This window comes from Burkholderia sp. ABCPW 14 (genome assembly GCF_001523835.1).
Taxonomy (GTDB): Bacteria; Pseudomonadota; Gammaproteobacteria; order Burkholderiales; family Burkholderiaceae; genus Burkholderia; species Burkholderia mayonis.
The window spans coordinates 1-24,232 of sequence record NZ_LOVS01000165.1 but is presented as its reverse complement, the minus strand read 5'-3'; the positions used below and the strand labels follow the sequence as shown (position 1 = coordinate 24,232).

Here is a 24,232-nt window from a genome sequence, read left to right as displayed (position 1 = left end):
AGTGGTAATACATCCGATTGATGTCGCGGAACGTCATCGCCAAATGAATCAGCAACGGCGACCACACGCGCATCATTTCCTTGATTTGGGGGAGGGTGACTGCTTCGAGTTGCGGAAAGACGGGGTGGTCAAGAAGCGCTGCCTTTTTTTTGCGAATTGTCGCAAGAATTTCCCTCATGGCAAAAACTCCTGTTATGAATGAGTTGTATCGATGCGGGTTTTTGATCGAGGCCGGGATTATGACCGAATTTTTATGCCTCACGAGGAGTCTAGGCATATATCCGGAGATGTCAATAAAAGGGGCGGAAGATTTTTTAAAAACAATGAGAATTGGTAGTTTCTGTAATTTGAGGATTGGTGAAAATTATCTTTTCAATTTGGCGTTGTAATGTAGTTTTGTGGATTAAATGATTGAGCATTTCAAAAAATAGATAAATATGGCGGCATCCGGATAACGTGAGTCAAGATGCCGTAAGTTTTGATTGCCGATCCGATCGTGCTGACTGGAGCGCGAAATTTCCAAATCCGGGCAAAAGGAAACAGTCGGCCAATCTATTGAGAAGAATGCTTCGACGCACCGGTGGCTCGGGGTTGAATGCCAAAGCAAAAGGCGTGGCGGGGAGGGACGCCGTGCGGCTTGTTGTGCTTGTCGCCGGCGAAGACAGGGCGGCGCGCTCCGCGCTCAGCTCATGATCGAATGCTGATGAGCCGACATCATCGGCTCGGTATTTGAGTGCGACGATGGCTTCCATGTCGCATGCGTTCGCATTGGATCTGAGCGGCGGGGCCCGGGCGGTGGCGGTTGGGCCTGATTTCCGGAAGGGGAAGCGGGCACAACGGATGTGCGGCGCCTGGCGAGACAGGCGGAGCTTTCAATTCAAAACTAACGGCTTGTACTTTCCAACGCCCACATCACACCTCGTCGGCATACCGAACGCCCGACCATTCGCTTATGAAAAAATGCCGGCAGGCGACGGGCTGTGTTTGGCGGATTTCGCAGCGGGGAACCTGGCAGAGCAGGCCGCCCGACGCGAGCGCCGGCGCGTTTCATGACCGACGCCCAATGAACCTTCGCTCATTGGGCGCTGGCGGAGTGCATCGAATCGGCCGGCGCGCCGCGCGCTATTCGTCCATCAGCCGAACCTTCACCTTCTTGCCCTTGACCTTGCCCGCGCCGAGCTTGCGCAGCGCATCGCGCGCGACACTGCGCTCGACCGCCACGTACGTCGAAAACTCGGTCACGTTGATCTTGCCGATCTGCGCGCCGCTAAAGCCCGCTTCGCCCGTCAGCGCGCCAAGCACATCGCCGGGACGAATCTTCTCCTTGCGGCCGCCGAGAATCTGCAGCGTTTCCATCGGCGGCAACAGCGGGGCATCGCTCTCGGCTTCGAGCTCGGCAAGCGGATGCCATTCGACATCGCGCTTTTGCGCCTGCTCGATGCTGCCGACGCGCCCCATCTCGTTCATGCTCGCGAGACTCAGCGCCCAGCCGTCCTGATCCGCGCGGCCCGTACGGCCGATGCGATGCACGTGCATTTCGGGATCGGGCGTCACGTCGACGTTGATCACCGCTTCGAGTTGCGCGATGTCGAGACCGCGTGCGGCCACGTCGGTCGCGACGAGCACCGAGCAACTGCGGTTCGCAAACTGGATCAGCACCTGGTCGCGTTCGCGCTGGTCGAGCTCGCCGTGCAGCGCGAGCGCATGAAAACCCTGCGCGCGCAGCACGTCGAGCAGATCGCGGCATTGTTGTTTCGTGTTGCAGAACGCAAGCGTGCTCACGGGACGATAGTGATTCAGCAGCATGCCGACTGCGTGCAGCCGCTCGTCTTCGGTCACTTCGTAGAAGCGCTGGCGAATCTTGCTGTCGTCGTGACGCGCTTCGAGCTTCACTTCCTTCGGATTGCGCAGAAATTGCTGGCTCAGCTTGGCGATGCCGTCCGGGTACGTCGCCGAGAACAGCAGCGTTTGACGCTCTTTCGGACACTGACGCGCCACTGTCGCGATATCGTCGAAGAAGCCCATGTCGAGCATCCGGTCCGCTTCGTCGAGCACAAGCGTATTCAATGCGCCGAGCGCGAGGCTGCCGCGCTCCAGGTGGTCCATGATGCGCCCCGGCGTGCCGACGACGATATGCGCGCCATGTTCGAGGCTCGCCGTCTGCGGCCGCATCGGCGTGCCGCCGCATAGCGTCAGCACCTTGACGTTCTCCTCGGCGCGCGCGAGGCGGCGGATTTCCTGCGTGACCTGATCGGCGAGTTCACGCGTCGGACAGAGGACCATCGCTTGCACGTCGAAGCGGCGTGCGTCGAGCCGGGCGAGCAACGGGAGCGAGAATGCCGCCGTTTTGCCGCTCCCGGTCTTCGCCTGCGCGATCAGGTCGTGCCCCGCGAGCGCAATCGGCAGGCTTGCCGCCTGGATCGGCGTCATGTCGACGTAGCCGAGCTGCGTGAGATTGGCGAGCGTGGCGGGCGCGAGCGAAAGCGCGCTGAAAGGCGTGGCGGTCGGTTTGTTCGTCATGTCGTAGCGTCGGGTTGGATGAACGGACGGCCTTCGAGCTGCTCGTAGACGATCGTGCCGTCGTCGGCGTCGAACCGCTCGACATAGTTGCGCGCGCCGCATAGCGGGCAGCGGAACAGCAGTCCTTGGCCTTCGTCCTTGATGACGACGTCGGACGGCTCCCACTGCGTGCCGCAGCTCTGGTTTCTACAAGTAAACACGTCATTCTCCCGCTGGATTCTGTTGCGCGCCTTCGCTGGTTCGCGTGAAGGCGCGTGCGTTGCGCGGCCACGGCGTGTGTGCTCCGGATGAAGGGACGGATGCCACGCGGCCATTCGCTTGATGTTTCGTCGAGGTGGATGATTGATCAGGCGGCGATGAAAGATCGCGCATGCCGTGATTTTAACGGATGTGCGAGACGGAACTGCCGGAGGTGCTGCCGCGTCACGCCTGAAGCCATTACGGGCGCGGCGACGGGATCAACGGGGCAGGTCGGCCGCCGGGCCCGCGCCGGCCGGCGGATAGGCGGACGCCATATGCGCTACGTGCGCTACGTTGAAGCGCATGAGTGCCGCAATCGAAGTTCGTCGCGTTTGACCTGCTTCGGCAAATAGAAAGAAGATCGGAAAACTAACCGTGCGTGAGTGCCCGCGCCGTCCGGACGCTGGCTGGCGACCAATCGCGGGCGCATTGTCGTCGCGCTCGGCCGCCTGCGCGCTTTCGGCGCTCGGCGTCCGCGTTCGGTGGCTGATCGAGCCGCGCTACGCGGAGGGGCGGCCGGGATTCGTGATGGTGCGCTGTGGCGCATGATTGCCGATCCCGGCCAAGCCTCGCTCATGGACGAAACGCACGATCAGGGCGTCCAGCGATAAACGGTGATGCTGGAGCCCTTGACGTTGTTCTTCGTGACTACGTACTCGCCCGTCGATCGAAGATATGCCCTGATGCCGTACATCGAATCGATGGCGCTGCTGGCGTCCACGGTACCGTTACTGGTGTTGACCAGTGTGGCGTCGAGGTTGCCCGTGGCGAGATTGAAGGCGTCGATGTTCGGCCGCGCTTGCCCGCTGCTGCTGAACCAGTAGCCGATGAAGAGATGGCTGCCGGCCGCGTCAATCGACTTGGCGCCGGCGTGAGTGAGGTTGATCACCGGATTGGGTGCCGTGGTGTTGCCCGCGCTCCAGCCGTGATACACCTCGATCCGCGTGCCGATCGACGTCCAGTCCGTACTCCCGATGATGCCCTGTCCGAGAATCATGGTGTCGCTGTCGGCGAGGTAGACGATGCGCGTCAGCGGCTGGATGCTCTCGGGAATGCGGATCGGGATGCCGGGTCCCCATGTCGGCTTGCCGCTGGCGTCGAAGCCGGTCAGCGGGTAGTGGTAGATGGAACCGGTCTTGTCCAGGCCGGCCCACACGCCCCCCTTGCTGTCGATGCAGAATCCGCCGGTGACCCGCAGGCTCGTCTGGAACGCGGTGCCCGGAATCGATGCATCCGGAATGGCGATGTAGCCATTCGCCTTGTCGAAATGGAAAAAATAGAAGATCGGCGGGTTCTGCCCCAACGCCACGAGTATCCGGTTCGCGCCGACGGAGACGAGTTGCCCGAAATGCTCGTCGCGCTGGACATCGTTCACGTTGATGCGCGGGTCCGACGGGTAGGTGAACGGATCGACGGTGTTCGCGACGAAGGTGCCGCCGGCGCTGCCGGTGTAGATGTTGGTGCCGCCATAGAACAAGGCGCCATCCGTGGCCGGGTCCGGGGCGGCGACGCCCTCGAAGTTGAGGGACTGCAGCGTCCACTGCAGGTTGCCGGCGCGGTTGTACGCATGAATGTCGGTGCCGCCGTCGCGGCCGAGGTCCCAGCCGCCGCCCCACGGATTGTTGAGCACATAGAGGTTGCCGGCGGTGTCCTTGCCGATGCCGGTGACGCGGGTGAAGCGCTTCGCGCCGACCTGGCCTTTGATTCCCGTCGTGGTGTCGAGATAGCCGCCCTGAATGCCGAACGTACCGGCCAGCGTCGGCGTGCCCGACAGGTTGTAGCGCTTGATGTTCATGTCGGGGCCCTCGTCCCCGACCATGAGTTGCCCCGATGATGCATCGAAATAGAGCGCCGACGGCTGCGACCCGCTGGGCATCCGGAGGGTGTTCAGCAGGGCGCCGGTTGGACTGAACTCGACGATCGCGCCCGCCCGCTTTTGTGCGACCCAGACATTGCCTGTGCCATCCAGGGCGAGCGCGCCCGGGTCCGAGACGTCGATGTCCCGCCGCCACACGCCGTCAGTGGTGAAGATCCGGACGCGATTGCCATAGAAGTCGCTCGCATAGAGGAGCGAGCCCGCCGTCGCGAGTCCGGTGATGACGTCGACCCGAGGCTGGTTGTTCGACGCACTGACCTGAATGAAAAGATCGCGAGCCCTGGTGGTGCGGTTGTATCGTCCCACCGCGCCGCTTCCGTACGATCTGCTGGCCTGCAGCGCCGCGAAGATCGACGTCGCGTTGCCCGTGATCGCGCCGCCCTGAAACTCGGCGTGCGTGCCGATCGAGCCGAGGCTCTTGCCGTTCTGGTAGATTGCGACGCCGCCCTCGTACTCGTCCCACATAGAGGCCGTATAGATGACGCCGTCGGGCGCGACCCACATGGAACGCGCGGTGTTACCCACGTGGGCGGCGAGGGTGCCATAAGTGTTCGCCAGCCAGTCGGTGGTGTTTTGCGCCCGGCAGGCCGGCGCAATCGTGGCGATCGCTGCGGCGAGGAGCGCAGCTTGAATTCGTTTTTTTTCGACCATGACTGATGCTCTCCTGAATGTAGCAATCCTTCACATGCGTGGTCGGCCGGCCAGATTTCTTGAAATCCGCGATTGGTGAAATCTTCGTCGATAGCATCGGGTGCGGTCTGTATTACGTCCGGCGTACCGTCGACAAGTTACAGGACGGGAATGACTTCTTTGATTCGAGACGAATGGCGGGCACCTCGCGCTGGTGAACCGCTCGCGCAGCGCTTCCTCATTGCCGCAACCAATCGCCAAGTCGTTCCAAAGATCAAGCTACAGCCACGCGGTTCCGCTCGGGAAGTCCCGCGCTTGTGGTCGAGTATGAAGACTGGACGCCGTTGCGGCTGACCTGCCTGATTTCCTCGGTTATGGGATTCGTGAAACAGGGGCAAGGTCAGACAGCCTCGGCCACCGTACCGTGTCGACAAATTTGTCGATGAAGTTGCGACGAATTCAATTCGGCAGACGCGAATGTGACCGGCGAGGGCGCGCACGTCAGCGCCCTGTCGCGCCCGAACGCGACGTCGGACCCGTTCACTGGGTTTGCCCTACTGCAAGTGGAGGGGGATGACCCATCCCATCCGCCGACGCTCGTTCGCATAATTCTGACACGGGGCAGTGTCGAGGCGTCACAGGCCCGCGCAATCACCGCAGAACCAGAGCGCCGGCTTGACCCCACGGACGGAGGTCACATGTTCAGTACCCTCAAGTATGGCGGCGGCGGCGTTGCGATGCTGCTGATGCTGTTGTTGTGCGCGTCGCCCGCATTTGCGCAATCGTTCCGAGTGCAATGTCCGTCGAGCACGACGCTCCATCCGACCGCGCTGCCGGCGGGAGCCGGGGAACCGGCCTACATCGGACCGTCCGTCACCGGGCAGAACTCGACATCGACGGGCGTCGTCAACGGTGCGATCAAGTGCCAGCAGATCTCGGGCGGCGACGGCTACGCGACGATGGGCAACGGCGTGCAGACCTACCTGTTCGCTTTCGGCCCGTTATCCGGGCTCGCCGACATCAAGGCCGGATTGCCCGGCACACAGTTCGCATCCGTATTCAACACGGTCGGCGATCCGAAGACCGATCCGGCCTACAACGGCGCGGTTGGGCTCGTTCCCGATCCGGAATCCGTGCCGCCGGGCCAGTTGACGGGACACGTTGATCCGCGGCCGATCATGGATGTCGGCGTGATGAACGGCAACGAGCCCGCGCCGACGATGGCGATCGACGAGGACGACGAGTTCTTCCTCACGCTGACCAACGTCGGAATGATCATGCGCCCCGACTTGTTCGAAAAGCACACGGTGCACTTCCACGGCTATCCGAACGCGTCGTCGTTCTATGACGGCGTGCCGGACGCGTCGGTGGCGATCAACATCGGCGCGAGCTTCACGTACTACTATCTCGCGCCGGATGCGGGCACGTATTTCTGGCACTGCCACATCACACCGCCCGAGCATCTGCAGATGGGCATGGTCGGCCAGATTTTCGTGCGGCCGCGGCAAAACCGGGTGCCGGGCGGCAAGTCGCTGTACCAATCACTCGTCGCGCAGCAGTCGGATCTGCGCACGAAGTGCGGCAACGACATCCTGTGCTCGACGCCGCTGCCACCCACGAACAGCGTCCTTCACGCGAACAACAAGAGCGGTACGCCGACGCTCTACGCGTACAACGACGGCGACGGCTCGACCGCCTACGATGTCGAGTACCCGGTGCAGATCCACGGCTTCGACCCGAACTTCCACTTCGTCGGCATGACGTTCAATCCTGAACCGTTCACCGACATGCGGGACAAGTTCTTCCTGCTGAACGGGCGCAGCTATCCGGACACGGTGAATCCGAGTCCGATGTCGACGCCCGTGGCGGACGGCTCCCAGCATTTCTCGCAACCGTTGCCGACGCTGGTCAACATCCCGGCGGGCGGCAAGGCGCTGCTCAGGATTTCGGACCTCGATGTCACCGAATATCAGACGCTCGCGTCGCTTGGGATTCCGATGCATGTGGTCGGCATCAACGCTCGCCTGTTGCGCGACATGTCCGGCAACGACATGACTTACCGCACCAATTCGATCACGCTGGGCGGCGGCGAATCCATCGACGTGATCCTCGATGCGAGCGACACGACGAAGTATCAGCCGGGCTCGGTCTATTACCTGTACACGCCGAATCTGGACCACCTGGCGAACGACCAGGAGAACTTCGGCGGATTGATGACCGAGGTCCATATCTGCCATGCAGTGGACCCGGCGACGAAGTCCTGTACTTAGGAGAAGAGCCGTGGGCCACATCAATCAGCACACATGGATCGCGGCGCTCGCGCGCCTTGCCCGGCTCGGCGCGATGCTGGCCGCGACACTGTTCTGTCTGCACGCGCAGGCGGCAGCGCCGGGGATCACGGGCACGCATTTCGATCTGAGCGCTGAAGCGAACCGCATCACGCAGCCCGACGGCTCGAGCGTCTACTCGTGGGGCTACGGCTGCCGCACGGCGCCGGCGGGATTTTCACCGTCGACGATCGCAGGCGCGAACTGTCCGAGCATGCAGATTCCCGGCCCGACGTTGATCGTCAAGCAGGGCGACGTCGTGACAGTGACGCTCACCAACAACCTGCCGGCGGCGGCAGGCAACACCTCGATCCTCTTCCCCGGGTTTCAGGTATGCGCGGCCGCATTGAATCCGGACGGAACGTGCCCCGCGACGCTCACCGGCATGCCGGGGCTGCTGACGCGCGAGGCGGCGCACGGCGGCACGGTCACGTACAGCTTCGTTGCGGCGACGCCCGGCACGCACGCGTACTACAGCGGCACGCAGGGAGACCTGCAGATCGAGATGGGGCTCTACGGCGCGATCGTCGTGCTGCCGACCTCGGCGCCCGGCACGCTTGCCGTACCGGCCGGCTGCCGGGCGGTGGCGGCGACGCTTCCGGACGGCCAACCGGACTTTCGCAATGCCGCCGCGGCGTACAACCATAGCGCGGCCTGCTACGACCGGGAATATTTGTTTCAGTTCTCCGAAATGGACCCGCGCATCCACTCGCAGGCCGAGCAGCAGGCGTCGATGGCGTGCACGCAGCCCAACGGTTGCATGACGGTCGAGACGGAGCCTTATCACCCGGCGTATTTCCTGGTCAACGGCCGCTCGATGCCGGACGACATGGACCCGAATTACGCGGCGCAATATCCGCATCAACCGTACAACGGCAATCCGCACATGCATCCAGGCGAACTCGTGCTGCTGCGGATCATCGGCACGGGCCGCTGGCAGCATCCGTTCCACGAGCATGGCAATCACGTCCGTGTGCTGGCGCGCGACGGAAACATGCTGTTGAGCAAGACGGACGCGACGAAGGTGGCCGGCCCCTTGCTTTTCACGACCACCACGACGCCCGGCCTCGCGATGGACGGCATCTTCTATTGGACGGGCAAGGGCTTGAACTGGGACGTCTATGCACACAAGCCGGGCGACGGAAGCGTCTGCATTCCGGATGCGAACGGCTATTACACCGCGGATCCGCACGCGCCGAACTACTACGAATGGTGCGCGGATCACAACAAGCCGCTCGAAGCGCATCCGTTCGGCAATGTCGGCAGTGGCGGGCCGGTCACGTTGCCGGATTCGCATGTGCTGACAAACGGCTTCTGGTACGGCGGCAGTCCTTATCTCGGACCGGACGCGACCATTCGAGCGACCGCGCCCACCGGAACGACGCCGCCGAGCGGCACGGTGTTGAACCCACCGGCGACCGAAGCGGGCTTCGCGTTCATGTGGCACTCGCATAACGAGCGCGAGATCACGACGAACAACATCTTCCCGGGCGGAATGATGATGATGATGCTCGTCGATCCACAAGTATTCCTGATCGACGAATCCAATTAGAGGCGGGGAGAAGCGCGATGAGATCCTCCAAGTTCAAGGCGACCTTCGGCAATCTGCTGAAGACAGGCATCGTGGCGTCCGCTTTGCTGATGGCCGCGGAGACATCTTTCGCACAGGTCGTCAATCTGACGGCGAAGGCAGAGATGGCCACGTTGCCCGACGGGCAGACGGTGCCGATGTGGGGCTATGTCTGCTCGCCGGCCGCGGTGGCGCCCGCGAAGTGCGCGGCATCGAATCCGGGCGCCGGCGCGAACTGGTCGCCCGTGGTCGTCACCGCGCCGCCGGGGCCGCTGACGATCAATCTCACGAACAATCTGCCGGGCGCCGTGCCGACGTCGCTCGTGATCGTCGGGCAACTGGGCGCAGGCTTGGGGACGGCGGCGACGAGCATGCCGAGCCCATCGCATCCGACGCAGACGGCGACCACGTGGCCGATCGCCAACAGCGCGACGGGCGCAACGTTTACGCCGCCCGCGCAAGGGCCGCGCGTCCAATCGTTCGCGACCGAAGTGCCGACCGGCACGACCACGGCGCTGACCTGGAACAACCTGAGCCCCGGCACGTATCTGATCGAATCGGGAACGCATCCGTCGATCCAGGGGCCGATGGGGCTGTACGGCGTGCTCGTCGTCGCGACGCCCGCCAACGGCGCGACGCGCGCACAGGCCTATCCGGGCGTCAACTACGACGCAGACGTGCCGCTCGTGCTGAGTGAAATCGATCCGGCGCAAAACGCCGCGGTCGCGGCGGCGGTGGCGACCACGGGCTTCAGCGAAACCAAGGCATGGTCGGGGCAGCCCGGCGGCTGCGGCGATTCGAAGTCGATCTCGTTCGGCACGTGCTATCCGCCGACCGTGAACTACGATCCGCGCTATTACCTGATCAACGGCATTGCGTTCGACCGGACCAATCCGAACGCGTCGGCCTTCGCCGTCACCGCGCCGGCGTCGACGGGCCAGGTGCTCCTGCGCTTCGTGAACGCGGGCTTGAGGATGCACGTGCCGGCGGTGGTCGGCGCGCAAACCGGCAATCCCGTCGTGTCCGGCTTCTCGCTGATCGCGGAGGACGGCAACGTGCTGCCCGGCAACCCGCGAATCCAGACCGAAGCGTTCATGGCGGCCGGCAAGACCCAAGACGTGCTGTTGAATGCGCCGGCTACGGGCGCGCTGGCGATGCCGGTCTATGACCGCGAGCTGAGCCTGTCGACCAACAATCAGCGCGACGGCGGGATGCAGGGCTACATCAGCGTCAACGGTGGCGCGCTGCCGGGCGCGGCCGCGATTCAGAACGCGGTCGCGAATCCCGCGACCTACTACTTCGTTCCGGGCAACACGCTGACCGTGTCGGACCCGGCCAAGGGCGTGATCGCGAAGGATGTCAACGTGTACGGCGTGCAGGTGAAGACGCCGACGACGGGCGGTGCGCTTACGCTGAATTCGGACGGCACGTTCGTTTATGTGCCGAACGCCGGCACGACGGCCGACAGCTTCGTCTATCAGGCGAACGGCAATCCCGCGGTATCGGCGACGGTGACGCTTGCGGCCTGCACGTCCGGCAACGGCTGCCTGTCGGGGCCGCCGGTGGCGAGCAACGCCAGTTACACGAGCAACATCGCGTCGCGGCTTCAGATCGGCGCGCCCGGCGTGCTTGCCTATGCGAAAGATCCCTCCGGACTGCAGATGACTGCATCCGTGGTCGGCGGTGCGACGGGCGGCACGGTCACCCTGAATGCGGACGGGTCGTTTACCGCGACGCCGAGCGCGCCGCCCGTGGGCAATGCGACTGCCAACGTGACCTTCCAGTACAAGGCCGTCAATTCGCAGAACACGTCGAGCGGCGCGGCGACCGTGACGGTGACCTTCAAGGGCGGCAGCGGACTCGCGGTGGCGGTCACGGACGCGAAGACCGGCTACGTGCTGAACGATTACCGCTGGATCATCGAAGAGGACCGCACGTTCCAGATCGATCCCGCCTGCCAGACGAACAGCGCGACGCGCCCGGCTACGTGTCCGCCGCTGCCGGTGCCGAGCCTCGGTGCGAATTTTCATACGAGCTATATGCCGGTGGTGGCGGCCGGCTGCGTCGGCGTCGTCGCCTGTGAATCGGGGCAGACGGTGTATGACCCGGCCACGAACGCCCACCTGCCCGCCGTGTGCGACATCGGCAACGGTGTGTGCCGCACGTCCGCCGCGCAACAGGCGCCGGTCGATCCGAAGCAGGTGGCGCTTGATCCGACGAAGCGCTATTACATCTCGATCCTGCCGGGCGATGCCGGCAACACGTTCTCGAACGGCGGCGGCAATGCGCAGCCGATCGACCCGGCGAATCCGACCGGGCCGCTGCGTCAGTTCGACATCGCGAAGGACTGCCCGTCGGGCCCGAGCGGCGCGGATTTTGCGCCCGGCACGGGCAAGTGCGGCCACAGCATGAGCGGCGCCCCGATTGCGCCCGGACAGACGAGCGTGAGCGTGCTGCTTCAACAGACGCCGTTCCAGACCGCTAAGCTCTCGGTGTTCGTCTTCGAGGACGATGCGCCGCTCAACGGCGAAGTGGATGTCAGCGGCGGCACCGATGGGTTCGGCACGGCGCGCGAGCCGGGGCTCGGCGGATTCGAAATCAAGCTTTGGGACGATGCGGGCGGCACCGGCGATCCGACCGGGCAGATGAGCTACGACATGTTCAACATGCCGCTGTCCAATTCGCTGCAGGGGACGATCGATCCGATCACGAAGCTCAACGCGTGCCCGATCTCGACGTCGACCGACGGCCTCGTCGGCATGATCCCGACGTGCCCGAAGTACGAATCGGATGGCAAGACGCTGTCGCCGCTCGTTGGCCAGGCCATCATCGCCAACCTGATGCCGGGCCGGTACGGGATCGTCGCGACGCCGGCGGCCGACAGGATCGCGAAGGGCGAGGAGTGGCTGCAGACGAACACGCTGGATGGACAGAAAGGCCATGACGCGTTTATCAAGGTCGGCGGGCCGGCGTACTTCCAGGAGTTCGGCCCGGCGGGCTTCCACGTGTCGATCGGCTTTGCGAATCCGAAGATCATCAATGCGCGGCTGCCGCTTCTGTGCGCGGGCGTGGCATGCAACAACGGAATCAAGGGCCGCGTGACGAACCTGCACTACAGCCGTCCGCCGAACGAGAATCTCTATGGCAGCGGGTCGCGCAAGCCGCTGAGCTTCACGCAGTGCTACGTGAGCGTCGGCGATCCGGACGGAGAGGATGTCGCGTTCACCAAGTGCGACGCCGACGGAATCTTCAACATCGGCGGCCTGCCGGACGGCACCTATCGCATCACGATCTTCGATCAATGGAACGACCAGATCGTCGACGGGCTGGCGAAGGCGGTCCAGCTCGCGGGCGGCCAGACGAAGGACGTCGGGGATATTTCGGTGCTCCAGTGGCAGACGAACCTCTATACGCGAAGCTTCCTGGATCAGAACGGCGGCGGCGTCTCGCAGCCCAGCAGCCCGGGCCTCGCGCTCCTTTCGACCAACGTCCGTTTCCGGGACGGCAGCTATTCGAATTTCAACGTCACGGATGCAAACGGCTACGCGACGTTCAACGAAGTGTTCCCGCTCTTCAACTGGTACGTCGTCGATACCGATCAGACCCGCTTCAAGCAGACGGGCGTGCACGTCGTCTACGATGCGGGCGGCCCGCCGGACGGCACGCCGGGCGGCGGCAACTCGACCATCGCGGCGAACTACGCGAACACGCTGGAATCGTCGACGGCCCATTTGCCGACGAACCTGCGGGTGCCGGGCGCGGTGTATTGCAACGACGCGGACTGCAACGATCGTTCCGGCACGAATCCCTCGACCGGCCGCGTCGATCCGCCGTGGGTGACCACGATGGGCTGGCAGGGCTTTTCGGGGCAGAGTTCATTCATCGAGTTCGGCAAGGCGCCATTCGCGCCGAACGAAAACGGCGGCATCAGGGGGGAAGTCATCTACGCATCGACGCGGCCGTTCGACGATCCCACGTTGCTCATCCATACGAAATGGACGCCCGACGTGCCGAACGTCACGGTGAATCTGTATCAGAAAGGCACGGCGGCCGACGGCACCGCCAATCTGACGCTCGTGGACACGACGCAGACCGCGAGCTGGGACGACTGGGCGCAGGGCTTCCGCTCCGATGGCGTCCCGAACATGAACTGCCCAGGGCAGGAGACGAGCGACCCGTTCTTCTTCACGCTGAAGGACACCACCCAGTGGCTCGACCCGCAGCATCGCGCGCTGCCTGCGCACGCGCAGTTCAAGTGCTATGACGGCATGCATGTGTTCAACCAGGTGCAGCCGGCGCCGTTCGACGGGATGTATCAATTCCCGAGCGTGACGGGCAGGGACACGACCACCGGCAAGCCGACGGCGACGAACTGCACGATCTGCGTGGCGAACCCGTCGGGCGACGGCACCCGGATGTTGCCCTCCGGCACGTACGTGGTCGAAGTGATCGTGCCGCCTGGCTATGAACTGGTGAAGGAGGAGGACAAGAACATCCTGATCGGCGACAACTACATCGCGCCCGTCACGCAGCAGTTCGCCGGCATCGGCGCCATTTTCATCCTGCCCGACCAAGCGGCCGTGAATTCGGCCTATAACCGGAACAACGCGCAGAATCCGACTTCGAATCTCGGCTCGACGCCGCATGGCGAAGGCGATACGGGCAGCGTCGAGCGATTCTGGCCCTGCGTCGGCGAACTGCGCATCGTGCCCGACTACATCAGTCTGTTTCCGGGCTCGCAGGAGGTCGCGCCGTTCGCGGGCGCATCGAGGCACCTGTGCGACCGCAAGGAAGTAACGCTCACGGATCAAAGCGCCGTGCTGGCGAAGTTCTGGATTTTCAGCTCGACGCACGTCGCCGCGCATTTCACCGGCTTCATGCTGGACGATTTCTCGTCGGAGTTCGATCCGTACTCGCCGCAGTTCGGCGAGAAGTTCGCGGTGCCGAACGTGCCGGTGTCGATCAAGGACTTCGCCGGCAACGAAATCTCCCGCATCTATGCGGATCAGTGGGGCATCTTTAACGGGCTGACGTATTCGACCTGGGAAGTGAATCCGCCGAATCCGACCGGCTACGCGCCGACGATGATGGTCGCCTGCATGAACGATCCGGACATGCCCGATCCGGCGCATCCCGGCCATACGATGCGCGATCCGCTGTTCAATCCCGCGTACAGCCAGTTCTGCTACGAGATTCCGTTCATGCCCGGGCAGACGCAGTACATGGATACGCCCGTGGTGCCGGTCTCGGCGTTCGCGGAAGGTTACGACCAGGTTGATTGCGCGTACCCGGATGCGACGCCCGCGATTTCGAGCGTGACGGGCGACGCGAGTGGCGGCGGGGCGGGGCCGTGGGTCTCGGCGTTCGGCAAAACGCTGACGATCAAGGCGCTGGGCGACCAGCAGGTGGTGAACAACGCGTACACAGGGCCGAGCGCGACCACGGCGCCGTTCAACCAGAAGTTCATCACGCGTCACTATGGCTTCGGTCCGCAGCAGGGATCGGGTTCGGTGACGATCGGCGGGGCGATTGCGCCGGTGGTGTCCTGGAGCGACGCGCAGATCCAGGTCCAGGTTCCGCGGCTGCTGGCGGCGGATTCCAGCTGCACGATCCAGCAACGCGGCGTCAGCGCGCCGACGTTCTGCGGCGAACTGGTCATCACGGCGGGCAACGGCAAGCGCTCGATCGACACGGTGACCGTGACGGTCGGCGGCAAGGCGCCGACCTACGTGAACGGCGAGAACGCGACGAGCAACGCGATTCAGACCGCGATCGACAACGCGACTCCGGGCGACATGATCATCGTCGGTCCGGGCGTCTACAACGAAATGCTGCTCATGTGGAAGCCGGTTCGGCTGCAAGGTGTCGGCGCGGGGTCCGTGACCGTCAATGCGAATACGCATCCGTCGGGCAAGCTCGATCCGTGGCGCCGGCAGGTCGGCTGCCTGTTCGGCGACGCGCTGAACGGCGGGCTGATCTCGGCGAGCAATCCGTACGATCCGACGGGGACGTACTCGTGTCCGGTCGCGATGCAGCGCAAGGTCGACGGGATACCGTTCGAACCGACGTCGGGCTGGGACGCCAACCTCAACGGCAATCTGGCTGAAATGCTGATGGAGCCGACGCTGATGGGCGCGTACGAAGGCGCCGCGATCACGGTGCTCGGCAAAGGCGTGAAGGACGTGCGGGTGGGCGGGGTGCTGCAACCCGATCAGAACTGCATCGCGAACGGTATCTGCACGCCGCTCACGAAGAGCAATGCGGATTGCACGACGTATTCGAGCAACTTCCTGTGCAACCCGTCGCGCATCGACGGCTTGACCTTCACCAACAGCTCGCAAGGCGGCGGCGGAATCTTCCTGCACGGCTGGAACCACCACATGGAGGTGTCGAACAACCGCGTGTTCGCCAACGCCGGGACGCTCACGGGCGGCATCATCGTCGGCCAGGTCGAAACGCCCGACGCGACCATCGCGGCGGACGGCGTGACGCAGTTGCCGTTCAATTTCAACTCGTATGTGAACGTGCACCACAACGCGGTGACGTCGAACGCTTCGTACGGAGACGAAATCAACTCGACGACGCCGTCGTCGGCGGGCGGCGTGACCTTCTGCACCGGCGCCGACTACTATCACTTCAACTACAACTGGGTGTGCGGCAACATCAGCAGCGGCGACGGCGGCGGGGTCGCTCATTTCGGGTTCAGCTACAACGGCGATATCTCGCACAACTGGATATTGTTCAACCAGAGCAACAATCCGACGCTGCCTACCTACGGTGGAGGCGTGATCGCCCAGGGCGTGCCGCCCGACGGCACGTTCTGCGAGAACCAGGTCATCGATCTCGATTGCGCGCCGCAACTCTCGGACGGCGTCGGTCCGGGGCTCGTGATCGACGGCAACCTCATCGTCGGCAATACGGCGGAAAGCGGCAAGGGCGGCGGCCTGCGGCTGCAGAACATCAACGGCACCGAAGTGCAGCGCAGCCCGAGCGACAGCAATGCGTGGTATCAGGTTCGCGTCATCAACAACATCATCGCGAACAACGTCGCCGGATGGTCCGGCGGCGGCGTGTCGTTGCAGGACGCCGTGCGCGTGAGCTTCATCAACAACACGGTCGTCTCCAACGACGCGACGGCTTCGTCGGGCGTGCTCTTCAACACCGACGCCGCCACGCAGGCCAACGTCGGGCCGCCGAACTGCACGACGGTCGGCGCGCAAACGACGTGCAATCCGATCACGACGTCGACGCGTCAGCCGGCCGGTCTGGAGAGCGCGCGCCACACGGCGAACTTCATCACGGCGTTCACCGATCCGGATGTGGCGTGCCCGACGGGTCAGCCGAACTGCACGACGTTCTCGAACCCGGTGCTGCGAAACGACATATTCTGGCAGAACCGCACGTTCTACATCACGGTGGGCGGGCTGAACCCGAACATCGCGGGCCTGCAGAACGCGGTGGCGCTGAATCCGTCGCTGAACCAGGCCGGACACCCGACGGGTTATTGCGACCCGGCGGCGGTCTACTGGGACATCGGCGCGTTCGGGGACACCGGGCCGGGCAACCATCAGTCGGGTTTGACGATGAGTCCGCGGTACTCGATCCTGACCGACGCGGGAGACTATCCGAATGCGAACAACCGCGGATCGAATCCGGGCGTCGTCAGGCAGTATTGCAACGGATCGCGCATGCCCCCGGAAGCCGGCGGAATCGGCATCACGGTGCCGCCGGGCATCGCGGACGCGGTGTTGCCCAACCCGCTCTTCAGCCTGCTGCCGTCGGCGACGCCGGACGAAGGCAACAACTGGATCAACATGTCGTACGGTCCGTTGTCGCTGTTCAACGAAGCGCTCAAGTCAGGCAGCCCGGGCTACAACACGCTGCTCGGCAATTATTCGATTACGTCGACGTCGGCGGCGATCAATAACGGCACGGCAGCCGGTGCGCCGAATCACGATTTCTTCGGCATACGGAGACCGCAGGGCGGCGGGTTCGACATCGGCGCAGTCGAATTCATCCAGCCGAGCCTGTTGGGCGGGACGCAGATCGATCCGCTCGCGTTGGGGAACCAGCCGTTCGGGCCGTCGAGTGTGTTGCTCGGGCTGGCGGCCGGAGCGGCGGCGCCAGGCAACGTCGCCGTAGCCGGCAACGCTGGGGGCGGCGGCGGATTGCCGCCCTTGCCCACGAACCCGGCGGCGGGCACGCCGCTGATTCCGGCGCAGCCGTTGCGCGTACTCCATCCGTTGACGGGAGCGATGCAATGAGCGGGCTGCGCCGATCGACTGAGCGGGCCATGCGGGCCATGCGGGTCGCGGCCGGCGCATGCGTTGCCGCGACCCTGGTTCAAGCGGTCGCGGGCGATGCGCGCGCGTCGGCCACGCTCAAGCAATCGCCGTATTCGCCGGTGAGTCTGCCGCGCCACGCGAAGACCTACTACCAGTTGATGAAGGGCGTCGACGACCTGCATGTGCGCCGCACGGCGTCGGGGAATCTGATCCGCTTCAGCTATCGCGTGACGGACCCGGCCGCGGCGCGGCTGCTCGGCGACAAGAGCGCCGCGGCTTATCTGTACGGGGAAACGAGCCACGCGCTGCTCGAGATCCCGGTCATGGACAAGATCGGCCAGTTGCGCCAGAGCGGTCCGCTGGAAGCCGGCCGGGCGTATTGGATGGTGTTTTCGAACAAGGGCGAATTGATCAAGCCCGGCGAGCGCGTCGACATATTCGTGGGTCCGTTTCACGTCGATCGGTTGACGGTCGAATGATCGCGCGGCGGACATTGGTCGCATTGAAGCAAAAAGGGGGAGTCATGATCCGGTTTCTTTCGAAGGCGCTTTCGGCGGCCGGTCTTCTGGCGTGCGGCGCGGCCGCGTACGCGGCGTCCGCCGCGGGGGCGGCTCAAGCCGCGGGTGCAGGGCACTTGAGCGCGGCGCAGATCGTCGAGCGCAACGTGTCGGCGCGCGGCGGGCTGCAGTCATGGCGGGCAGTCAACGCGATGAGGATGTCAGGGCAAATCGACGTCGGCGGCACGAAGAACACGCGGTTGCCGTTCGTGATGACGATGAAGCGGCCGCACAAGAACCGGTTCGAGATTCGCTTCGACGGCCAGACCGCTTATCAGATCTATGACGGTGCGCAGGGCTGGAAGATCCGGCCGTTTCTCGGGCGGAGCGAAGCCGAGCCCTATACGCGTGCGGAGTTGGCGTCGGCTGCGTCGTCGGCCGAGCTGGACGGTCCGCTGATCGACTACGCGAACAAGGGCGCGAGCGTCGCGCTGCTCGGCACGGAGTTCGTCGAGAAGCACCGCGCGTACGTGCTGAAGCTGACGACGAAAGACAACGTATCGCGCCGCGTGTGGATCGACGCGTCCAGTTTTCTGGAACTGAAGATCGACGGCGAACCGCGCAAGCTCGACGGCAGGATGCATAACGTCGCGATCTTCTATCGCGACTATCGGAAAGAGGGCGCGCTCGTCGTGCCGCATACGCTGGAAACGGTCGTCGCCGGCGTCAAGGAGACGCGCAAGCTGACGATCGAGCAGGTGGCGGTGAATCAGCCGACGGACGACGCGCTGTTTGCAAAGCCACAACCGGCCGCGGCTAAGGTGTCGAGCCGCTGAGAAGCTGTTTCGCGAGGTCTACGGCCATGAAACGAATCGGACTATGGATGTTCGCCGGTTGCGCCGCCGCGGTGGTGTTCGCGAGCGAACAGATACCGGCGCCGAGCCTGAGCGCGGACCAGATCGTCGAAAGAAACATCGCCGCGAAAGGCGGTCTCGACGCCTGGCGGAAGATCCAGACGATGGTGTGGATCGGGCGCGTGGACAGCGCGAACGCCCCGGTGCAGGATCTGCCGTTCGTCATCGCGCTGAAACGCCCGAACAAGACGCGCTTCGAGATCAATTTCATGAACCGGAAAGCAGTCCGCGTGTTCGACGGCCGGCAGGGATGGAAGCTGAGTCCGGGAGGCTTCGGCGGCGGCGCGGAGGCGCAGCCTTATACGGTGGACGAACTGCAATCCGCGCGGGACGAGCAGGTGATCGACGGCCTGCTGATCGACCATGAGGCAAAGGGTGTCGGCGTCACGCTGGATGGCGTCGATCGGGTGGCCGGGCGCAGTGCGTATCGTCTAGGCGTAAAGCTCCAGTCCGGCATGACCCGTCATGTGTGGATCGACGCGGAGACCTTTCTGGACGTGAAGTCGGATCGCGTCGCGCGAGACGCTCGCGGGCAGCCGCTCACCGTGGAGGTGACCTACGGCAATTACCGGAACGTCGACGGGCTGCAGATACCGCTGACGATCGAAAGCAACGTCGCCAGCGCCGGCCGGCGCGACCGGCTGCTGATCGACAAGGTCTCGCTGAATCCGCCGCTCGAAGACGTGATGTTCGACAAGCCGGGCCGGCCGGGCCGGCACAACAAGGTCATCGACGTCGACGCGTCCCCAGGCGCTGCCGCTGCGGGGCAGGCGGCCCGCTAGCCATGGACGGCGCCTGGGACAGGCCGCGAGCCGTCGAATCGGTACGGCGCCGCGCTTCGCGCGCGTTCGTCCGGGCGGCCTTGGCCGTCGTATTGCTCGCGCCGGCGAGCTTTGCGCACTGCGGTCCGCCGGCCCCGGCCACCGCGAACGCAGACACGGGGCAAGCGATCTTCCAGCAAGGAATGACGGGGGCGGGCGAGCCGCTCGAAGCGGTGCACGACGGCGCCGTGCACATGCATGGCGCCGCGGCGGCCTGCATGAATTGCCATCGTCGCAGCGGTCTCGGGGCAGAGGAAGGCAACAGCAGCATTCCGCCGATCACGAACCGCTATCTGACGCATCCGCGCGCAGAGAGCAACGCCGATCTCGATATTCCCTACGTTCCGGGCGTGCGCACGAATCGCGAGCCGTACACCGACGCGACGATCGCGAGGGCGATACGCGAGGGCGTCGACTCCGAGGGCAGGCCGCTCAGCGATCTGATGCCGCGGTATGCGCTGAGCGGCGCCGACATGGCTGCGCTGATCGGTTATCTGAAACGCCTCGATCACCGCAAGCCGCCGGGCGTCGAGGACACCGTGCTGCATTTCGCGACGATCGTGACGCCGGATGCGGACCCGGTGAAGCGACGCGCGATGCTCGACGTGCTCGAGCATTACTTCGCCGACAAGAACGCGTTTCCGCTCGGTGCGACGCCGCCGTTGCGCTCGTCGCGCAAGATGATGTTCATGGTCAACCGCCGCTGGGAACTGCATGTATGGGAGCTGACCGGTTCTCCGTCAACATGGCGCGAGCAACTGACGCAGTATCTGGCGCGGCAGCCGGTGCTGGCCGTGCTGTCCGGAATCGGCGGCAAGGACTGGACGCCGGTCCACGACTTCTGCGAAGCGCAGGCTGTGCCGTGTCTCTTTCCCAACGTCGAAGTGCCGGTCGAAACCGATCGCGATTTCTATTCCGTGTATTTCTCGAAGGGCGTGCTGCTCGAAGCGGAATTGATCGCGAAGCGAATTCTCGATGAAGCCGGCGGCGGGCCGGCGCCGACGATCCACGCGGTCCGGCAAGTCTATCGCGCGGGCGACAACGGCGAGCGGGGCGCCGCCGCGCTCGCCGCCGCCCTGAAGGGCCACGGCATCGCGGTGTCGAATCGCGCGCTTGCGCCGGGTGTCCACGTCGCGCGTGCGCTCGACGGCGTCTCGCGTGCCGACGTGGTCGTGCTGTGGCTGCGTCCGCCCGACGTCGCCGCGCTGGGCAGGTCGCCGCCGGCTTCAGCGGGGGTGTTCATGTCAGGGCTGATGGGCGGTCTCGACCGTGCGCCGTTGCCGGCGGGCTGGCGCGGCGTCACGCGTCTTGCGTATCCGTTCGACCTGCCGGAAGGGCGGCGCGTCCGCGTCGACTATGCGTTCGGCTGGTTCACGATCCGCCACATCCCGATCGTCGCAGACCAGGTGCAGGCGGACACGTATCTTGCGTGCGGACTGCTGGCGGAGACGCTCGGCCACATGGTCGATACGTTTGTCCGCGAATATCTGGTCGAACGCATTCAGGACATGCTCGAACGCCGGATCCTGACGGGCTACTATCCGCGCCTGACGCTCGCGCCGGGGCAGCGCTTCGCTTCGAAAGGCGGCTACATCGTCCGATACGCCGAACCGGATCGAGCGAGGCTCGTGGCCGACGGCGGCTGGACCGTGCCCTGAGCCCTGGCCGCGCGCGTTCCCCCTACCGCGAGAATAGGACGTTGACCCATGGCTGAGGTCAGTGCGCGTTTGCACAATACAAGCGTGGAAAGACGCATTCAAATCCCATCGAGGCGTTAGCGCCGTTGCCGGGAGGCGTCTGTACCGCCTCGCTCGCCGCCATCCGGTGCGACCCAGGAATGCGAACTTCAGTGTGAACCGCCGGCGGTGCGGCAGGCGGAACGCGACGCAGGGAGAAACAGCCATGACAACGGTGCTCGTCAGTCTGGCCACATTTCGTCGATTGCTGGGCCGCGGCGTGGCCATTGCGCTGACGGCGCTGTGTCTGCTCCAGATTCCCGCCGCGCATGCGCTGCCCATCTTTGCTCGCCAAACCGGACAAAGCTGCGTCGCGTGTCACGCAGGCGGCCAGTTTCCCGAACTGACGCCTTATGGCCGCATGTTCAAGCTGAGTGGCTACACGCTCGGCGAGCGCACGATTCCGCTCGCCGCGATGGCCACCGCCGATCTGAGCAAGACAAGGTACAACCTCGACTCCAGCGGGAATCCGATCAATCCCAAGAACGGCCTGCCGATATTCGACGCGGCCAGCGTTTTTCTCGCCGGAAAGATCACCGACAAGATCGGTGGATTCGCGCAGTTCACCTATACGAACTACGACCACCAGAACGGCGAAAACCGGTGGGTCGGCCACTGGGGATCGGACAATACCGACTTCCGTTTCGTCGACCGGATCATGACCAACGCGAACGATCTGATCCTCGGGCTGACGCTGCACAACAATCCGACCGTGCAGGACGTCTGGAACACCGCGCCGGCGTGGAGCTACCCGTATATTTCGTCGACGATCAGCCCGGTCGCCCGCATCCAGAACCTGCCGATCATCGAAGGGGGACTGGCGCAACAGGTCGCGGGCATCGGCGGCTACCTCTACTGGAACAAGACGTTTTACGCCGAACTGACCGCGTACAGCACGGCCGACGGCATCTGGTCGTTTCTGAGCAAGGGCAACAAGCCTGGGGATACGGCCCACGCGCAGATCTATCTGCGCGGCTACAACCCGTACGCACGCATCGCGCTGACCCGCGACTGGGGGCCGCATAGCGTGATGCTCGGCGCGTTCGGGCTGAACGCGAACATCTATCCGAACGACGCGAACGCGTTTCCGATCTTCGGGCAAGGCGTGACGCGCTATCGCGACCTTGGCGTGGACGCGCAGTACCAGTACCTGCTGGAGCCGCACACGGTCACTGCTCAGGCGCGCTATATCCGCGAGAACATTCGCGATCCGAATAATTTCGTTCTGGGCGACAGCACGTCGGCGAATCTCGATTCACTGCGACTCAAGGCTTCGTACGTCTATCAGGCCAAGTACGGCGTCAGTCTTTCGTTCTTCAATACGACGGGCACGCGCGACAGCGTTGCTTATCCGGGCAGCGCGAATTTCTCGCCGAACACGCAAGGGGTGATGCCGGAGATCTTCTGGATACCGATACAAAACGTTCGAATCGGCATCCAGTACACGCATTTCACCAAATTCCTCGGCGCGAAGACCAACTATGACGGCAATGGGCGCAACGCGAGAGACAACGACACGCTGTTTATCTATCTATGGGCCGCTTCCTGGTGACATGGCGAGTGGTCCGTTCCCGTCCGGCGCGCGGCGAGGGTAGTGGTCAGGAGGTGCACGACATGAGCAAGTTGGCGCAATTCATCGGCATTGGGATGCTGGTTGCCGGGGCGGCCTGTCAGGACCTGGAGCGATCCCGTGCCGTCGACAATCCGGCGGTCGCCGGCAAGACCATCGCTTTGCAGGTTTGCTCGAACTGCCATGGCGCGACGGGCGTGTCCGTGTCACCCGCCTTCCCGAAGCTCGCGGGGCAGCAACGGGAATACCTCGTCGATCAGTTGAAGGATTTCAAGACCCATGCGCGGTCCGATCCGAACGCGAAGCGATTCATGTGGGGCTTTACCCACTTGAGCGACGGCCAGATCGACGAATTGGCCGCCTACTTCTCGAATCAGCAACCGGTCTTGGGCAAGGCCGACGATCTCGCGCTCGTCAACGAAGGGAGGACGATTTTCGCGTCCGGGCTGCCGAACAAAGGCGTCTCGGCATGCATTGCATGTCACGGCCAGCACGGCGAGGGGAAGAATCAGTTTCCTCGTCTCGCGGGCCAGCATGCGGACTACGTCATGAAGCAACTGCGGATTTTTCAGCACACCACTGAGAGGCCGCGGGGCGACGTGATGAAGGCAGTCTGCGCGAACATGAACGAGCGGGAAATGCGTGCCGTCGCCGCTTTCGTGGAAGCATTTCCGCCGGACACCGAGGCGGCGGCCAACCCGCCGCCGGCCGAGCAATGACAAGGTCTGCCTCGACGTGGCGGTGCTTGCGGCGGCGACTGACAGCTCATGCTCGCGCGATCGCCGCGATCACCGGATATGGATTGATGCATGGGGGTCCGCCAGCAGCCGGCCGACATTGATTTCATGGTTGCCTGTGCCATCGCCCGGATTGACGCTCTTGCGCGTCGCCGCGGCGGTGTCGCTGGCGGTTTGGCGCACCGTCCCCCGGCGGTGCGTTTTTTTTCTCGCTGTCCCATGACCTGTTTTTCGTTGCGATGAAGACGATGAAGCCAACTCCCACCTCTCTCGATGCCGCAGTCCCGGGTGCAGACGCCGCGCGTCGATCCCATGCCATCGCCGCGATCGTATCGATGTTGTTCGACAAGCGCCTCCGCTTCCTGCGCGTTGGCGCGCGGGCCTGGCTGTTCGCGCTGGCGCTCGTGGCCGGCGCGGGCTTCGCGCTCGCGCAATACCACGCGCACATGGACTACTACGACAAGGCCGTGCTGATCGGCACCGTACCGGCGCTCATCGTGCTTGGCTGG

General features: G+C 64.2%; 13 protein-coding genes and 1 pseudogene. 10 read left to right on the top strand and 4 right to left on the bottom strand.

All coding sequences use genetic code 11. The features are described from left to right. Positions 1-461 precede the first annotated feature (461 nt). The 4 genes from WS62_RS36975 to WS62_RS26190 form a co-directional block, all read right to left on the bottom strand. Positions 462-752, bottom strand: a complete 291-nt coding sequence (locus WS62_RS36975; protein ID WP_156441146.1) for a hypothetical protein — start codon at positions 750-752, stop codon at positions 462-464. Positions 753-1,122: 370 nt separating this feature from the next. Continuing rightward, entirely contained in the window at positions 1,123-2,520 is a 1,398-nt protein-coding gene (gene dbpA, locus WS62_RS26200; protein ID WP_066577126.1) for an ATP-dependent RNA helicase DbpA, read from the bottom strand. Further along, positions 2,517-2,720, bottom strand: a complete 204-nt coding sequence (locus WS62_RS26195) for a hypothetical protein (protein ID WP_066577134.1) — start codon at positions 2,718-2,720, stop codon at positions 2,517-2,519. Before WS62_RS26195 ends, dbpA begins: the two co-directional genes overlap by 4 nt. A gap of 632 nt (positions 2,721-3,352) precedes the next feature. Next, on the bottom strand, positions 3,353-5,287 hold the full coding sequence (locus tag WS62_RS26190; RefSeq protein WP_066577123.1) for an SMP-30/gluconolactonase/LRE family protein: 1,935 nt from the start codon (positions 5,285-5,287) through the stop codon (positions 3,353-3,355). A 677-nt stretch (positions 5,288-5,964) separates the two neighbouring features. Between WS62_RS26190 and WS62_RS26185 the strand changes: the two genes are divergently transcribed. From WS62_RS26185 to WS62_RS39090, 10 genes and pseudogenes are all read left to right on the top strand, one after another. Next, complete coding sequence (locus WS62_RS26185) at positions 5,965-7,536, top strand: multicopper oxidase domain-containing protein (protein ID WP_066577122.1); 1,572 nt, start codon at positions 5,965-5,967, stop codon at positions 7,534-7,536. Positions 7,537-7,609: 73 nt separating this feature from the next. Next, on the top strand, positions 7,610-9,145 hold the full coding sequence (locus WS62_RS26180) for a multicopper oxidase domain-containing protein (RefSeq protein WP_442855105.1): 1,536 nt from the start codon (positions 7,610-7,612) through the stop codon (positions 9,143-9,145). Positions 9,146-9,162: 17 nt separating this feature from the next. Further along, the gene (locus WS62_RS26175) at positions 9,163-17,427 is read left to right on the top strand and encodes an Ig-like domain-containing protein (protein ID WP_197422927.1); all 8,265 of its coding nucleotides are present in this window, start codon (positions 9,163-9,165) and stop codon (positions 17,425-17,427) included. Between the two features lie 29 nt (positions 17,428-17,456). Further along, entirely contained in the window at positions 17,457-17,927 is a 471-nt protein-coding gene (locus tag WS62_RS26170) for a hypothetical protein (RefSeq protein WP_231748425.1), read from the top strand. Positions 17,928-17,971: 44 nt separating this feature from the next. Then, positions 17,972-18,781 carry a hypothetical protein gene (locus WS62_RS26165; protein ID WP_066577118.1) on the top strand — a complete coding sequence of 270 codons (810 nt, stop codon included), beginning with the start codon at positions 17,972-17,974 and terminating at the stop codon, positions 18,779-18,781. Positions 18,782-18,807: 26 nt separating this feature from the next. Then, positions 18,808-19,641 (top strand): hypothetical protein, encoded by an 834-nt coding sequence (locus tag WS62_RS26160; protein ID WP_066577115.1) that lies wholly within the window; start codon positions 18,808-18,810, stop codon positions 19,639-19,641. A 2-nt stretch (positions 19,642-19,643) separates the two neighbouring features. Then, positions 19,644-21,338 (top strand): c-type cytochrome, encoded by a 1,695-nt coding sequence (locus WS62_RS26155; RefSeq protein WP_082721301.1) that lies wholly within the window; start codon positions 19,644-19,646, stop codon positions 21,336-21,338. Positions 21,339-21,582: 244 nt separating this feature from the next. Further along, positions 21,583-22,968, top strand: a complete 1,386-nt coding sequence (locus WS62_RS26150) for a cytochrome C (protein WP_066577112.1) — start codon at positions 21,583-21,585, stop codon at positions 22,966-22,968. A 62-nt stretch (positions 22,969-23,030) separates the two neighbouring features. Beyond that, a complete protein-coding gene (locus WS62_RS26145) occupies positions 23,031-23,705 on the top strand; it encodes a c-type cytochrome (RefSeq protein ID WP_066577129.1) in 675 nt (224 codons plus the stop codon). 257 nt (positions 23,706-23,962) lie between these two features. Continuing rightward, positions 23,963-24,232 (top strand): annotated as a pseudogene (locus WS62_RS39090) (c-type cytochrome biogenesis protein CcsB); the annotation flags it as partial.